We start from the raw sequence: 15,305 nt of genomic DNA on the forward strand, positions 1-15,305 counted from the left end.
ATATCTTTCAGAACATCCGGAAGATAAAGATATAATCTCTCTGTGGGACGATACACGAAATAAATTATTAACAATCTCTTTAACAAAAAGAAGATTACAAATTTTAAGGAAGATGTGGAGAAAATATAAAAAATCTGGTGATTGGAAAAGACTTATTAACGATGTTTGGAATTTTATTAAACGATTAAGTTCTAAGAGAAGAATAGAAATTCCGCCATTTGAGAAGAGTAAACTAAAACTTGTCGCAATAGATTTTATTTCTTGATTTTAAAATATTGGCGAGACAGTGAAACACTCCAATTTTTCATCTTCCACAAAGGCAAGAAGTCTGTCATCATCTTATTTCTCGGTATTCTATACCGTAAAGTTCGCACCATTCCCTAACCCGTTTCTTCTGTCCCGAAGTCAACCCTTTCTTCTCCACTTCGATACGTTCGACCGGTTCCACGGACTTTTCGATTGCCTGTTTGAACATCGAGTAATCTATCCGGTCAAACACGTACTTCGGACACAGGTGTGCATAGGCGGGACCGTCTTCTAAAAGTTCGTGTTTGGTAAACCGAGGGGCATAGTGACCCCCGCCGTATCCGACAACGTTGGTATATGTCGAATCGTCGTCTAAAGAAGCGACGATGGCATCGCCTACGACCCGCACCGCTACAGGATCGTTCCATTCGGCAATGGTGCTACCTATCTCCACGAACATGATCGGATGATCAAGAGTCGGTCCGTGATGGTCAACCTCCATTCTGACATCCCAAACGTCATCCAGACCGCGCATCTTTACGATCCGTTCTATGTTCATCAGTACCGTCTTCATCTTGCTACCATAACTTATGTTAAGTGTTCTCGGCCTTCCGCCCATATCCGCATCCGCCCAGTTCCCGGGCACGTGAACGGTCAACGTTTTCCTCGGTTGTTCGCTACGGTGCGTGCTGGGCACGATTATGTAATCGCATTCACCGTTGTACACAAAATCCAACACGTTCGCATCAACCGTCTCGACCATGTCATCTAACCCGTACTCTTTACGAAGATAGGATGCGATGTTGTGACCCGCCACGTTTTTCAGACAATCCATGATCACCGGCATGGTTCGTTATTGCTCAGTAACGATTATAAAGGTTAAATGAAATCTCAGATTATGAAATCCGCGGTCACGGTTATCTTGCTCCTGCTGACCGTTCAAAACATAATTGCTTATTCGTTACCGGGTCAGGGGTGCAACACCACATCCGATTGTGCAGTCGGATATTGCGAGAACAACAGATGCGTACTTCCGCATGTAAAATACCTGTCAACCAATACGAGTTGTAACGTGACTGCAGATTGCAAACAGGGATACTGTCAGGATAACGTGTGCATAGTACCTGTTGGTGGTGAAAGGGTCGTGAGCATAGGATTTCAGAGCGGATGTACCGGGCTGATCACGTGTCCGATGGACCGTCCTGAATGTATGATACTGTGCAACCTCATCTGGGTTCTCTTGATAACCGTGTCGGCTGTTGGAGGATACGTAAGCAGAAACCATATCAACAAACTCGTTCCTTTATCGATGGTATTCCTACCATTCGTCACCGCGTTACTCACCGCACCGATAGGAGGTGTTGTGATAGGCATCGTGGAAACATTGGGATACCATTACATGCGTCCCTCCCGTGAATCCTAAAAAGTTCTTCTATTCATTTAACCGATAAACTCGGTGATCTTTGTCTGTCCACCCGTCTTCTTTTTCCCGCTGCGTTTATCTTTCAGTCCATCATCTTTCTTATCATGTTCAACACCGCTGGTCTTGTTTGTATCACTCTGAGACACCGGGCGACCAACCGTGTTCTTAGGTGTCATGCCCTTCACATAACGGTACATCTTTTTCTCACGGGTGCGCGATGCCCAGTAGAACGCTTCATCCTGCGTTCCCTTAGTGATAAGTATTATCACTTCGCCGGTCTTGGCGCGGCCGGCACGGCCGCGCCGTTGTATCGTACGGATTTCGCTGGGGATAGGCTCATAAAAAACCACGGTATCAACAGATGGTATATCCAATCCTTCTTCACCGATACTGCTTGCCACGATCACGTTGAACCTACCCTTACGGAACTCCTCAAGGATACGCATCTGTTCCTTCTGAGTAACACCCTTTCTTTTACCCACGAACCGTTTTGCAGCGATACCGTTCTCGTTCAGCATTCTAACGATCTCATCGATCTGATCACGGTACTGAGCAAACACGATAACCGTCTTGTTCTTTCGTTCCTTGACGACCTTCAACAACTCGTACATCTTCGGATGAACTGTTCCTTCAAGAAGTCTTTCTACGCCTGCCGCCTCCAACCTTGACACCAACCGTTGAACACCTTTTGATCTGGATTCTGTTTTGATCTTACGGAGGTACTTCAGAAAAGGTCCCGGACCCTGCGTCTCCAGAAGTTCTATAAGATGGACAAGGTTAAACGTCACCGCGTACGCAGACATCAGCGCATACCGTGCACCACCGTTCACCTTATCGATTTTCTCCTTAAGTTTTGCAAGCGTGCCCTTTGATAACCTTCTCGTAGAAACACCCAACACGGATAACGTCTCGGCAGTTTTTTTGAGTTCTTTCTTAAGCAGTTCATCAACCTGTTTTATTTCGTCGGGTAACGTAACAAACTTCCATTTTATATTAATCCTGTGAACATAGGGTGCAACGTCTGGGTCGTGTTCGGTTCGTATTTCGATGTTGTTGATAAACAGTTTTTCCATTATTTCGTCTATCCGTGACCTTTTACCGCCCGGTGAAGCTGTTAACCCGATTATCAATGCATCGTGATCATGGCATCGCTTTGCAACAAAAGTATAAGCGTAGTTGCCTACCGCCCTGTGCGCTTCATCGATTATGCATAGGTCTACATTACCGTCAAACACACCCTTTATCATATCATTCTTTGCAGTCTGCGGTGTCGATACAATAACTTTTTTCTTCCACAAAACCGCACGTTTTTTTGGCTGGATCTCACCGGTTATCAGTGCAACATCCTCTTTATCTATGTCGAGTAGGTTCAGAATCGTTGAGTAATGCTGTTTAACCAGAGGTCGCGTCGGTGCCAGGAACAAAGCCCTGCCGCCCTTCTCCAGTATCCAGTCCATGACCATTAAAGCGATCAGCGTTTTACCGAGACCTGTCGGAAGCACGACCAGGGTGTTACCGTTACGGAGGATGGAGTTTGCAATGTTGACCTGATATCTCCTAGGTGTCACACCTTTCAGCATTCAGGATTCCCCCTTACCCCTTGCAAGACTGATATGTGATTCTGCCAATTCCCATTCATTAGCCAACGTTGCTATCAGGTTAAGTTCTTGAGCGGTCACTGCAGCAGCAACGATTTCGGCAAGTTTTCTGGCGTTAACATAACCCTTATCATCCGGTTCGGAACAACCTATCAACTTGAGTAACTCGCGAGCCGTTCCGTAACCGGTTCCGCCGCCCACTGTGCCGACATGAATGTCCGGCATGGACACGGTAAACCGAAGGTTATCATCCTCTGCTTCGGCTACAGTGTAACAATCAGAAGAATTAACAACCTGCGCCGCATCCTGACCGAGCGCGATAAACATGGCTGCAACAGTGTTGGCTGCATTGGCATTGTATCCTCCGACTGTACCGGCGTAACTGCTACCCAGATACACTTTGATAAGATTGGTTTTCTCGATCGTCCGAGGGGAGGTGTGATAAACCGTTTCCAACACATCCTTGGGAATGAGTACTTCTGCATGTACAGATTTCCCTCTTCCTTCAAGGATGTTGATAAAGGCGGGTTTTTTGTCGGTGCACATGTTACCGGACAACGCAACAAGTTCCGCACCTTCAACCTTGTTCAACAGTTCTGCAACACCGTTCGCCGTGTACCTTGTAGCGGAGTTCATACCCATCGCGTTACCTGTTTGGAATACGAACCTTAACCAAACGTATCTCCCCATCTGATATGGTCGGATATCAATAAGTTTGCTGTACCTGGATTCCGATTCGGCAGCGCGTTTAATCTGTTGATAGAGTTCTCCTTTTGACCGTATCTGTTCGCACAGTTCTTTGGCTGAACGGATGTCCGGCATCTTCAGAACTGGTGCGCGCGTCATACCGTCGTAAGTAACAACGGTTCTCACACCGCCTGACAGATTGATAGCCTTGATACCCCTGTTGATCCCTGCCACCAGAGCTGCTTCGTTAGTAGCCAACGGAATAAAGAATTCTCCCTTTGCATATTCGCCGTTTATCTTTACGGGGCCGGCTATACCTAACGGTGTGACCGCACCGCCGACTTTAAGTTCTATCCCGGTAGTCCTTTTAGAAACGTTCTCTGTCGGAACGTACGCCCTCCTGACCTCGGACAGGTCAACCCCTGACACGCGTTCTATATACCGTAATCTTATGTCCGAGGCGGTTCTGCACACGTCCTCCCACGGGAGGTCGGTCTGTTGTTCTAGTTCCCTCTCAACCTCATAGGGTTTAATTTCCCCTTTCATCAACTTTTCGAGCAGTTTTTCAACAAGTAGATTCTCCTGACCCATGCATACACCCCTATCACCGAATCATAACGATCTAAGAAATTAATTGCCTGAAAGAATTTATAAAATGATTTCTCCACTTCTATTTATAAATCATCGGTCCAAAAAATCCTGGGCCGTTATAAAATTGGTCCTCGGAGTCAGGAGAAAGGTTGTTTCGTGATATTGTGGAAAACTATAAAAACATGATATACCAAAATAACTGACGGTGATGAGATTATGTGTCCCAAAGTATATGCAGATAGAAGAAAACAGAAGGAGAGGGTCGGCAAAAGGGCACCGTCAAAACGCGAACTGGAGAAGGAACTGGTCCTAACTGATGACCGCGAGGAGTGTGTAGTATGGGCGGCCGCTCAGGCGCGGAGGGAAGGGGATTACGCAAAGTTATGCTCCTACCTGTTGACAGTCGCAGACAGGTTTGACCTGTTTCTTTCTCATCCAATCCCGGAACAACATGTTCATAACAGTAAGAGACGTCAGAAGAAGTATCTGTTGGATATCCTTAGTTATGTGTTGGATGACCCTGATCCCGATAGCATCTGTATCAGACCGTCCGACGAAGACGTACGCAGGTACAGAAAACTTGTCGACCGTGTCTTGGATGACGATGGTTACACCTTAGAAGAGAAAATACCTTTCGTGTTGGGCTACTTCGTATTCGTAAGAGACTCCGTAAACGCAGTCCTACCCCAACCCAGACCAGAATATCGTAAGGATTACTGGACGTTGTTTGAAAAGGTCTTTAACATGATTCTTGAGCAGGATTCTGACCGTGCACGCGAGTTGTTCGACCTCTTTACCTCTCGTGATGTGAACAGGATCAAGCTTGCCTTTAGGGATTGTTTGGAAGGCGAATGTTGGGAACTTGCGATAATAGGCGGGGATATCGAGTTATTCAACCGGATTATGGAGAAATACCACAGCGGGAAAAAATATCGTGACCTTATAGACTACTTTATGAGAAGATAAACATAGAAGTTTGCCTTCGAGAAGAATTTCCCAGGACCTCTTTACAGAATGTCATTTAACTTAACCGACAGGTTTATAAACTGTTGTCGTTATAAAATGAGAAGTAACATCGAGGTTGTAAAAACCGATGAGAGAGGTGATAATGTATGGCTTCCTATGTTAAATTTAAAACACCTGCAGAAGTTGTCGAAAAAACGTTGCAAGCCGTGAGTGTAGCAAAAGATACCGGTAGGGTTAAGAAAGGCGCTAACGAAACCACAAAATCCATCGAAAAGGGTAATGCAAAACTCGTGATCATCGCTGAAGATGTATCGCCGGAGGAAGTGGTTGTTCATATCCCTGCATTGTGTGAGGAGAAAGGTATACCGTATGTTTACGTACCCACCCGTGAACAGTTGGGTAAAGCGCTCGGGTTAGGTGTCGGTGCTTCGTCTGCCGCTATCGAAGAGCCGGGTACTGCTGCTGAACTGATCAACGATATCGTAGAACCGTTGAAAAAGATGACAGAAAAGAAAGAAGAGAAGAAAGAGGAGGGTGAAAAAACCGAAAACAAATAACTGATTTAATTAAATAATGCAAAAGGTGATGGTTGTGGAAGGAGTGTATGCAGAAGTCAAATCCGTGGAGAAGAAGAGGACTGGGGTCCACGGTGAGATCACACAGGTGTTGTGTAAAATACTCAATCCAGAAGCGAAGAGGACAAAGATTATAAGAAGGAACGTCAAAGGACCGGTAAAGGTCGGCGATATTCTAATACTGTTAGAGGCAGAAAGAGAGGCTAAGAAGATCAAAGCAAGATAACAGAGGTGTTTTCGTATGATCTGCAGCTTCTGCGGTAAAGAGATCCCTCCGGGGAAGGGTTTAATGTACGTGCGAAGAGACGGTAAGATATACTATTTCTGCAGTTCGAAATGCAAAAGAAACATGCTCAACCTGAAACGGTCGGGTAAAAAGACCAAATGGACGGAATACGTCCAAAAGAAACGCAAAGAAGCGAAGGCTAAGAAAAAATAAAAGATCAAATATCCTTTTCTTATTTTTTCGTTCTACCTATGATCTCTTTGACAACAGTAATCATATCATCGGTATTCATACATTCTGTTAGGTCAAAGGCGTACCATTCCTCTCCTCTGTAGGTCACCTTCGGATTGTTTATCAACCATTCAATCTGTTCCTCAGGTATACCCTCGGCAATCATACGTTTCCCTATCGCGGTCTCGCCAGGCGATATCATATTACCCTCGTAATCCGAAACGAACCGTACGGTCTCGGCCACTGCCTCTAACGGTCCTGCAGAGAGATGGACACCGTTAAACCCTCTGTCCACCTGTCTGAGTCCCAACTCATCTTTTCTATCCAACAACGTACGCCTTATACTTCCTTCAACAGCATCCTTAGGGTCGGTCGAACCCACCATTACATCCCTCAGTGTACGCCAATCCGTATTACTTGAGATGACCATTACAACGATAGATTTGCCGTTACCCGTAAAATGTTCCAACTGATGCGGATGGAACCCGTTGACAAGGTATATCGTATCATCGAACACCTTTATCTGAGCACAGTAGGTTCCGCTGGCAAGTTTTGTTATCTTTGTGTTACTCCACAGCACATCCTGCGAAGAAGGGTTGAAGAACGGGTATCTTTCAAGAAACTGAAACGCCCCGAGAACAGTCGCATCGGACGGATTAACACCGAACACTTCTTCAAACTTAGAAACAGCCCCTGGAGAAAACGCTGTCTTGCCTTCACGCGCCAATCTGTTGATGACACCGTAGTGTTTCTCCATTATACCGTATTTTTTCAGATACGCTGCACCTAACACCTTTACAGCATCAACAGATACGGAAAATCTCTGGAAAGATGCGTCTATCAAATCTATTATAGAGGATATGTCTGCGTTACTATCGGGTCCGGTGATCTCGGGCTTGATAAAGAAAACCGCTTCGTTCTTATTATCCGTGTTGGGTGTGTAGGATTTCAGTGTGCTGTGCATGTAATCGGTATTCTCCCTCGCCCTATCTATTTCACGGATTATTGCAGATTTATATTCGGAAATCATAGAACCACCTTTAAAATGTTTGACAAACCCACTATTGCCACTATTATGTTTATATGAATTACGATTCGAACTCTTCAGTATCAATTTCTATCACCCCTCTCCTTCTGTCTATTTTCACGCCCTTACGGTTTATATCCTTACCCTCACGAACAGCGGTCAACAGTTCGTCCAGTTCCGCATAATGTAGATATATGTAATCACCCATTTTTCTGTACTCCTCTTCCTGTTGTTTCAAACGTTCCAGATGCTCTACCTGTTTGGCAAGACGGATCCCGAGTTTGGTCAATCGTTTATCTTCGGTCGGAACGGTTAGTTCAGGCGGTCTATAGTATTCGTCGATCAAACGGTTGAACGAATCGCATTTAACAGGGTTGTTCCATTCCGACCTTTTTGTAAGAGCAAAATCCACAACGTTTTTGTTTTCATCCAAATCAGCCCATGGAGCAGCCGAAGTGATTATGTCATCTATATTGCTGAGAATGCACTCTATCTGTTGAGCGGACAATTTTATCCCCTGCATCTTCTCATCGATATCACATCTTCTCAAAACCTCTTTTACATACACGGTACCGATAGGCAGCACAGACATGTCTACAACAACGTATCTGTTGGACAGTATTTCACGGATCTGTTCGGGAGATGGTTTGAACGGGTACTGTTTGTTCTTAGGAGGGATATACTTCTCACGTGGGATCAACCGTCTATCCTTCCATATCTCGCGTTTGTATGTAACGATGATCGTCCCGTCCGTGTCCAGAAGAAGGATGTTACCGTGTGAGAACAGTTCGACTACCAAAGAATAGTCATCGAACATAAACCTGAGGATACGGTCAGTCCCGACCTGTTCGACCCCTCTAATTCTCTGTCCTTTCAACCGTTTACGGATTGCCATGACAAAACCGGACGGAGAAGGTTTCGCTTCTTCTATATACCGTGTGATGCATACATAATTCGGTAAACCGATCCTTATCGTATCTCTATCAAACCTGATGAGAAACCTATCCTTTTCTATCTCTGAAAACTTCCTAAAACGTTGACCGATTAGGCGACCCTTCACTTCTTCAACCCAGTAACGGTATTCGAAGGCAGTAAGCGACCGATCCTTCCTCTCCGCAGTTCCTTTGTTCATAGAACTCTTTTTGTGTAGGTAAATACTTATAATCCCATCGTCAATAACCGCAATGACTGGTTTATAAAAGTTTTCTGAGAGATTATGTTATGATCAAGGTAGGGATTTATTCGTTCACATCATGCGAAGGATGTCAGATATCTATCCTTTCACTTAATCAAAAGTTGTTGGACCTGCTTTATTTTGTTGATTTTAAGGTATTCAGATTGTTCCAGACGCATACCCGTCCGATAGAAGACGTAGATATCGCAGTCATCGAAGGAGGAGTATCTCAAAAAAAGCAGGTCCCGATGATAAAGGAATTACGTAAACGTTCCGGGTCGGTAGTTGCCATGGGTGCGTGCGCATGTTTCGGCGGGATACCCGGTCTCAGAAAGTTCGTTGACATGTCCGAAGACAAATCCATCAAAGAGTATATGAAGAGATGGGGGAGCATAAACGTTACGGGGATTGCAAATTATATAGATGTCGATTACATGCTCTACGGATGTCCCATCAATCCCAACGAGTTCTACGATATGATGGTCCATTACAGAGATGAAGGGTCGTTTCCGCGTCAGAAGGAACAACCCGTATGCGTGGGATGCAGGGCAAAAGGGAACGAATGTTTGCTCGCCAAAGGTATCCCGTGTTTGGGTCCGATAACAAGGGGAGGGTGCGGAGCGGTATGCCCGTCAAACGGTGTAGGATGTGAAGCATGTAGAGGATTCCTTGAGAATGCCAACATCGAACAGTTCGTTCGTTATCTGAGGAGTTTTTCTACTGAGGATAAAATCCGTAGCATGCTGTTCAAGTACACCGGCCCGTCAAAGGTCATAGAACTATCAGAACAGGAAAAGGGTGATTGAATGGAAGTATGTATAAACAATCTCGCCAAGGTTGAAGGTCATGCCAACCTCGTGTTATGTGTAGATGATGAAACGGGTGCGGTTACGGATGTACATCTCAATATATACGAATCGCCCAGGTATTTTGAACAGATAGTTCGCGGTAGACGGTTTGATGAACTACCGTTAGTAACATCACGGATATGCGGTATATGCAACTTCAGTCATACCTATGCGTCTATGCTGGCCGTGGAAGATGCATTTGGCATCGTGGTAAGCGAACAAACCCAGAAACTTAGGGAGCTGCTGCTCATAGGAACTGTGATCCAATCCCATGCGTTACATCTCGGTTTTTTGGCATTGCCGGATTACCTGGGAGTGGAAAGTATGTTCGATATCGCAAGGGAGAACCAAGAACTGTTGAAGAAGATGCTCAAACTCAGACAGACCGGGACAACGATCATGAAAATAGTGGGCGGACGCGATATACATTCCGTTACACCACGCGTCGGTGGGTTCAGCAAGGTGCCGTCCAAGGAAGATTTAGAACGGGTCGAAACAGAACTGAAAAGCGTTGAACAGATAGCAAGAGACTTATTTGACCTGTACATGAAGTTCGGGCTGCCAAAATTCGAAAGAAAAACCTCCTACCTTGCATTGACACCTAACTTTTTTGAAGGGACGATGCGTGCCATTACCAGATACAACGCTGCTGAAGACGAGTGGGATATTACGGTGCCTGATAATTACATGGAGTTTGTTGAAGAGGTTGTTGTACCCTATTCAACTGCTAAGTATTCCGTGTCGGAAGGAGAAACGTACACAACAGGGGCTCTCTCAAGGATAAACATAAATCATAAATATCTGCATCCGGAAGCGAAACAGTTACTCACCTTAGCACCTTTCGGTGTTCCCTGTCATTCACCGTACGCAAACAACCTCTGCCAATGTATAGAACTGGTCCATTGTATCAATACCGCACTCGAAATAGTTTCGGACCTGAAAGAATCGGTGCGTAAAGAAGAAAGCGTAACCGTTACCCCGAAGTCCGGAGAAGGTGTCGGTGTTGCAGAAGTTCCGAGAGGTACACTGTTCCACAGGTATAAGTTCAACGATGAAGGGAGGGTGGTGAAGGCAGACATCATACCGCCTACCGCACAGTTTCTCTACAACATCGAAAAGGATATAAAACAACTCGCACCCGTGTTGATAGAAGAAGGTAAAGAAAAACTTACATACGAGATAGAGAAACTCATCAGAGCGTATGACCCGTGCATATCCTGTGCCACGCATTTCTTGAACGTTCGGATAAAGAGGGAATGAACAATGGAGATATTGGTGTTCGGCAATCCATTGGTCAGTGAAGATACTGCGGCGGTAGAGGTAGGTAACCTGTTAAAAATGATGGGGTATAAGGTAATGTTCTCGGATGACCCGTTCGAAATTGTCGGCAAGGGAAGAGGATACGTGATACTCGATACAGTCCATGGAATCGATAGGGTCACCATCGTTGATGTAAACAACATCGAAACGGATAAACACTACTCTGTCCACGGGATAGACCTCGGTACCGTTATCAGGATATGCCAACAGATGAACGAACAGATACCTTTGATAATAGGAATACCGAGTAATGCGGACCCTGAGGAGGTAATAGAAGATGTTATATCAAAAATCAAAGAGATTGGGAAGAAGCAGTGATGAGATACTCATATCCACAGCTCTTTTTGTTTACCACGCTCGCGCGCACGGGAGATGCGCAGGTAACCCTGGGGAACTGTTGATGCGGATAAAGATGTTCAAAGAACGCATGGACGGGAATGCGAGAAACCTTTTGCTCGACTCATTGGAACAGAACGCTGTTTTTATGTTCCATATGAAACGTATCGATACAGAATGGTATACGGATGGCAGGGCTTTCTTAAGGTACGTGCTGGGCGAGAATGAGTTCTGGCACAACAAACTCGTTGCGATGGAAAGGCCGTTCGAAGTATGTTTGGGTGACCTGGTTCTACCGGCATTCAAAAACGGTGATATCCTACGGGTTGTTACCCCGTATGAAAACGGTATAACCGTCTTCTGCGATATACCGTACTGGGTAAACGAACTGTTCGATGACGGTTACGTAGCAACCCATTTCTTTCAACCGTTCCTCCAGATCAGTACGGAAGAAAGAAACAGGTTGATAGAGTTGAACAGAAAGTTGAGAATGCTCCGGCCGGGATTTGAACCCGGGTCACTGGCTTGAAAGGCCAGCATCCTTGGCCGGACTAGACTACCGGAGCAAACATCCTCTTTTGTCCCTCGTTTTTTAAATTCTTTTCGCTTACCCGAACCGGCTTGTGATCGTAAACAAATCCAAAAACGCTATGCGAGAAGTAAGTGCAACGGGCCGGCGATTCACTTGGGACACATGGTAAACCTCAGTTTTACTGTATAACCCATGTAAGAAGGTACAACGCGCGTTGTAGAGACAGTAGGTTTATCGGCACATTCACTGGAAGGCAGAGAAGATATCTGATAGTTTTCAACTTTGTCCAATCCGGTTTTCTTAGCGAGTTCTTTAATGATCTTTGTCATGAGATCCTTTGTGAACTCCAACCTTATTCCGTAAACCTCCAAAGGCGGCACCGTGAACTGGTCACTCCATGAAACTTCGGGTGTGATGACCAACGTGTAACCCATGGCATCAGCCGTTTTTTCCATATCGTGAATGACTGTGAAATCGCCGTAACTGAGCTTAGCGAACCCTCCCGATTTGTAATACGATTCCAGGATATCGTTGAGAAGCATGTGTTGATATATGAGCGTATCGCGGTGCAGTGCATTGAACGTTACCGAAACGGCGGTGACGAACATGAGAATAACCACCAATGAAACCATTGCCTCTATCGACAGCATCAATCCTTCACCCCGCACACCATAAGCATCTTTATCCCGGAACCGTCGTAAACGACCCGTCTGATGCATAGGTCACCTGTGACACACGGGTTACCCACTTCACAGAGACCGCATTTCACCTCAGAAAACCCGAGATAGTCCTTACGGTTGCACGACTGTATCTGTAACGGGTCGATGTAATGATGATAAACCGTCTCTCTCTTGGGCGAATGTTTTGCTCCGGTATGTTTGACAACGTAATCCGAATAAACCAAAAGATGGTTGTAGGAGGATTCGTCGTTAAGCGACATAACGGTCCTGTTGTTGAGCATGAACAGTTCGTAAAATCCGTAATATATGATCAGAGCCAGTGCTATCACGGCCAATCCCATATCAAAACTGATCTGACCTTTCATCACACCACCAATCAGATCGGTTCAGCCTTCTCGCCGGTTGTCTGCACAACCATGCCACCGCGGTACGGCATTACATGAACCGGATGAACCGTCTGCGCACCGGATCGTTGCCCGGCTATCGTTACAACCAGTCCTCCCTTGCCCACATATTCGTAATAGATATCGTGACCTTTGTAAGACGAAGGCGCGACGAACCCCTGCTCCGCACGTTTGGCAGGAAGGTCGTTCGCCTGCATATCCAACCTGAAGGCCGTTGATTCGGCGATCCTTCGCGCTTCTATGATGTATTGGTTCTCCTGAACGGTTCGTTTCATGAGAACTGCGTACGACATGACAACAGAGATGATTGCAAAGTATATCGCCAACGCTATCAACGATTCCAACGTCACCTGTCCGCGCATCAATGACCACCCATAACATCAGTAAATCCTATTACACTTGAAATCCTGTGTATATCGGAACCGCGCGATATAACCGGGACATCGCTCACATACGATTCAGTGTTAGGGATGTAACCCACCAGTGAAACATTGGAATATTTATCGTAGACAGTGAACCCGATCACGCATTTCCTCAAACTACCGGGCAACGAATGCGCGCCTTCAAACCTTGCCACGACTTTTTGGTCGGTTTGTCGGATGTTGAACTGTATGTAATCGGATGCGTCGTCGGCCCATGATGAAGATGAAGCCCTTCTGCGTATCGAACTTGCCATGCTATCCATCTCATCATCGCTCACGCATTTGTACCACCGTTCTATCACGAACCGTCCGCCATCGTTAAAATCGTCTTCTGATAACATGTTGAGATGCGTGTTCACAACCTCCATCACTGTATCCTTGAATTTTACTCTTTTATCGCATTCGAGTTTACATTTGTCTATCCCGGTACCGGTTATCCGGGAAAGTACTGTTTCTACAGTACACGATGTCCCGCCCGATTGAAGACATTCTTCTACTTTGCATTTGGTATAACAGAACGACCATTTAACATTGTAAACGGTAATGCCTTCGTCAACGCCGTGAACAACCGCCAGATAATGCGCGTGTTTGATATCTTGCATCTTGTAGTAAACCGTATCGACCGACAACGGTTTCCAGTATTCGGCATCACGAGAAACAGTATAACTCGCCACCGCTATTGTAACCGCTATCACGAAAGCAAACACTACCAAGAAACTGATAAAGCCCTTTTTCATCCCTCTCTTACCCACAAAAACAAAATAAGAAGAAAAAATTTAAAAAATATCTGAAAAGCACGTCAGGCCGAGTAACAGTTACAGCCACTCCTATCCATTAACGAGCAACCATTGCAACATTCCGGAAATTCTTGGCCGCTGACAGTTCCATGCGCCGATTCAAACAGAATTTTCAGTATCGTTGGCATGATCAACAGGATTATCAATGCTACTATACCGGCTACCAAAGCCCACATCGCCCACGACTGTGCCTTTGCACGCATCTCTGCATGTCCTACCTGACCGAACGCATATATCACCGCCGCTGCTATCATCGCCAGAAACGCTACTGGTAACAATAACCGGTACACATCACACGCTATACCCCAGACTATGTTAGGTAACTCACCCAGTCCATCTGCCAGCACTACATTCATTCCGAGTACCATCGTCAATACTATCAGCATCTTCTTATCCATTTCTTTTTCACCTCCATAATCATAAACATCATTAACTATATTCTTCTAATTCACCAGGAGACACACCTCCACCGAACGAACTACTTGAAGAGCCGCCTGATGAACCGCCGGTGCTACCTGAGCATCCAGTACAGCCAGTAGGAGTCGTTAGTGAACAACCTGTGCAACACCCGGGAAAACTGGCTTCGCTGCCTCCGGCAGATGTGAACAGAGTGTTAAGTATCGTTGGCATGATCAACAGGATTATCAATGCTACTATACCGGCTACCAAAGCCCACATCGCCCATGACTGTGCCTTTGCACGCATCTCTGCATGTCCTACCTGACCGAATGCGTATATCACCGCCGCCGCTATCATCGCCAGAAACGCTACCGGTAACAACAACCGGTACACATCACACGCTATACCCCAGACTATGTTAGGTAACTCACCCAGTCCATCTGCCAGCACTACATTCATCCCAAACGCCAATACCAGCACTATCAACAACCTCTTATCCATACACTTTCCACCTCACAATAGTTCTGCCGAGTTTTACAGTTTCTATTTATCAACCACAACTTTTTTAAAATCACACCTTTATTCCCAAGCAAACGTTCATCACGACGGACAGTTTAATGATTCACATATCACGTCACGACATACGCCAGTGTAGTTACCACATAGTTCCCCGCACACTTGTAGACGTGTTCCCTCGTCGAGACCTGCAGATATCAGCGCACCGAGCAACCTGGGAACAACGATGTACAGTATCCCGCCTATGATCGCACCGATCAGAAGGGACTGTGCCCAGACATGCGTCCTGGCACGCATCTCCGCAGAC

Annotated in this window: 22 protein-coding genes and 1 tRNA gene; 10 read left to right on the forward strand and 13 right to left on the reverse strand. The window is 45.7% G+C overall.

The features are described from left to right. Positions 1 to 265 (forward strand): hypothetical protein (locus J7K41_01345; GenBank protein MCD6549338.1); only part of this gene is annotated, 265 nt, incomplete at its 5' end. A 69-nt stretch (positions 266 to 334) separates the two neighbouring features. On the opposite strand, the gene J7K41_01350 is transcribed toward J7K41_01345, so the two are convergent. Then, the gene (locus tag J7K41_01350; GenBank protein MCD6549339.1) at positions 335 to 1,093 is read right to left on the reverse strand and encodes a hypothetical protein; all 759 of its coding nucleotides are present in this window, start codon (positions 1,091 to 1,093) and stop codon (positions 335 to 337) included. Positions 1,094 to 1,144: 51 nt separating this feature from the next. Here J7K41_01350 and J7K41_01355 point away from each other — a divergent pair, with 51 nt between their 5' ends. Further along, positions 1,145 to 1,669 (forward strand): hypothetical protein, encoded by a 525-nt coding sequence (locus tag J7K41_01355; GenBank protein ID MCD6549340.1) that lies wholly within the window; start codon positions 1,145 to 1,147, stop codon positions 1,667 to 1,669. A gap of 17 nt (positions 1,670 to 1,686) precedes the next feature. On the opposite strand, the gene J7K41_01360 is transcribed toward J7K41_01355, so the two are convergent. Both J7K41_01360 and J7K41_01365 read right to left on the reverse strand, forming a co-directional pair. Further along, complete coding sequence (locus J7K41_01360) at positions 1,687 to 3,249, reverse strand: DEAD/DEAH box helicase family protein (protein MCD6549341.1); 1,563 nt, start codon at positions 3,247 to 3,249, stop codon at positions 1,687 to 1,689. After that, positions 3,250 to 4,545: a 3-hydroxy-3-methylglutaryl-CoA reductase gene (locus J7K41_01365; GenBank protein ID MCD6549342.1), complete on the reverse strand. Its 1,296-nt coding sequence runs from the start codon at positions 4,543 to 4,545 to the stop codon at positions 3,250 to 3,252. It lies immediately after the preceding gene. 2 nt (positions 4,546 to 4,547) lie between these two features. Between J7K41_01365 and J7K41_01370 the strand changes: the two genes are divergently transcribed. From J7K41_01370 to J7K41_01390, 5 genes are all read left to right on the forward strand, one after another. Beyond that, positions 4,548 to 4,580, forward strand: a complete 33-nt coding sequence (locus tag J7K41_01370) for a hypothetical protein (protein MCD6549343.1) — start codon at positions 4,548 to 4,550, stop codon at positions 4,578 to 4,580. Positions 4,581 to 4,761: 181 nt separating this feature from the next. After that, entirely contained in the window at positions 4,762 to 5,511 is a 750-nt protein-coding gene (locus J7K41_01375) for a hypothetical protein (protein MCD6549344.1), read from the forward strand. Positions 5,512 to 5,657: 146 nt separating this feature from the next. Then, a complete protein-coding gene (locus J7K41_01380) occupies positions 5,658 to 6,068 on the forward strand; it encodes a 50S ribosomal protein L7ae (GenBank protein ID MCD6549345.1) in 411 nt (136 codons plus the stop codon). A gap of 28 nt (positions 6,069 to 6,096) precedes the next feature. After that, entirely contained in the window at positions 6,097 to 6,312 is a 216-nt protein-coding gene (locus tag J7K41_01385; GenBank protein ID MCD6549346.1) for a 30S ribosomal protein S28e, read from the forward strand. A 15-nt stretch (positions 6,313 to 6,327) separates the two neighbouring features. Beyond that, the gene (locus J7K41_01390; protein MCD6549347.1) at positions 6,328 to 6,525 is read left to right on the forward strand and encodes a TRASH domain-containing protein; all 198 of its coding nucleotides are present in this window, start codon (positions 6,328 to 6,330) and stop codon (positions 6,523 to 6,525) included. A 19-nt stretch (positions 6,526 to 6,544) separates the two neighbouring features. Here J7K41_01390 and J7K41_01395 read toward each other — a convergent pair whose 3' ends face one another. Beyond that, complete coding sequence (locus tag J7K41_01395; GenBank protein ID MCD6549348.1) at positions 6,545 to 7,573, reverse strand: hypothetical protein; 1,029 nt, start codon at positions 7,571 to 7,573, stop codon at positions 6,545 to 6,547. 58 nt (positions 7,574 to 7,631) lie between these two features. Then, on the reverse strand, positions 7,632 to 8,702 hold the full coding sequence (locus tag J7K41_01400; GenBank protein MCD6549349.1) for an NFACT family protein: 1,071 nt from the start codon (positions 8,700 to 8,702) through the stop codon (positions 7,632 to 7,634). A gap of 89 nt (positions 8,703 to 8,791) precedes the next feature. Here J7K41_01400 and J7K41_01405 point away from each other — a divergent pair, with 89 nt between their 5' ends. From J7K41_01405 to J7K41_01415, 3 genes are read left to right on the forward strand one after another with little or no spacing between them, the layout of a single operon-like run. Further along, a complete protein-coding gene (locus J7K41_01405; GenBank protein ID MCD6549350.1) occupies positions 8,792 to 9,550 on the forward strand; it encodes a sulfhydrogenase 1 subunit delta in 759 nt (252 codons plus the stop codon). Continuing rightward, a complete protein-coding gene (locus tag J7K41_01410; protein MCD6549351.1) occupies positions 9,551 to 10,852 on the forward strand; it encodes a Ni/Fe hydrogenase subunit alpha in 1,302 nt (433 codons plus the stop codon). It begins immediately after the preceding gene. Between the two features lie 3 nt (positions 10,853 to 10,855). Continuing rightward, positions 10,856 to 11,230, forward strand: a complete 375-nt coding sequence (locus tag J7K41_01415) for a hypothetical protein (protein MCD6549352.1) — start codon at positions 10,856 to 10,858, stop codon at positions 11,228 to 11,230. Positions 11,231 to 11,739: 509 nt separating this feature from the next. Here the strand turns inward: J7K41_01415 and J7K41_01420 are convergent. The 8 genes from J7K41_01420 to J7K41_01455 form a co-directional block, all read right to left on the reverse strand. Then, positions 11,740 to 11,814, reverse strand: a tRNA-Glu gene (locus J7K41_01420). 115 nt (positions 11,815 to 11,929) lie between these two features. Next, entirely contained in the window at positions 11,930 to 12,430 is a 501-nt protein-coding gene (locus J7K41_01425; protein ID MCD6549353.1) for a hypothetical protein, read from the reverse strand. Further along, entirely contained in the window at positions 12,430 to 12,825 is a 396-nt protein-coding gene (locus J7K41_01430; GenBank protein MCD6549354.1) for a hypothetical protein, read from the reverse strand. The genes J7K41_01425 and J7K41_01430 overlap by 1 nt, the downstream gene beginning before the upstream one ends. An 11-nt stretch (positions 12,826 to 12,836) precedes the next feature. Next, positions 12,837 to 13,226 (reverse strand): hypothetical protein, encoded by a 390-nt coding sequence (locus tag J7K41_01435; GenBank protein ID MCD6549355.1) that lies wholly within the window; start codon positions 13,224 to 13,226, stop codon positions 12,837 to 12,839. After that, positions 13,226 to 14,038 carry a hypothetical protein gene (locus tag J7K41_01440; protein MCD6549356.1) on the reverse strand — a complete coding sequence of 271 codons (813 nt, stop codon included), beginning with the start codon at positions 14,036 to 14,038 and terminating at the stop codon, positions 13,226 to 13,228. Before J7K41_01440 ends, J7K41_01435 begins: the two co-directional genes overlap by 1 nt. A 47-nt stretch (positions 14,039 to 14,085) precedes the next feature. Further along, complete coding sequence (locus J7K41_01445; protein MCD6549357.1) at positions 14,086 to 14,481, reverse strand: hypothetical protein; 396 nt, start codon at positions 14,479 to 14,481, stop codon at positions 14,086 to 14,088. Between the two features lie 31 nt (positions 14,482 to 14,512). After that, complete coding sequence (locus J7K41_01450) at positions 14,513 to 14,692, reverse strand: hypothetical protein (protein ID MCD6549358.1); 180 nt, start codon at positions 14,690 to 14,692, stop codon at positions 14,513 to 14,515. A gap of 390 nt (positions 14,693 to 15,082) precedes the next feature. Beyond that, positions 15,083 to 15,305 (reverse strand): hypothetical protein (locus J7K41_01455; GenBank protein MCD6549359.1); only part of this gene is annotated, 223 nt, incomplete at its 5' end.

The sequence above is a fragment of the Candidatus Micrarchaeota archaeon genome, assembly GCA_021163225.1.
In the GTDB taxonomy this organism is placed as follows: Archaea; Micrarchaeota; Micrarchaeia; order Anstonellales; family JAGGXE01; genus JAGGXE01.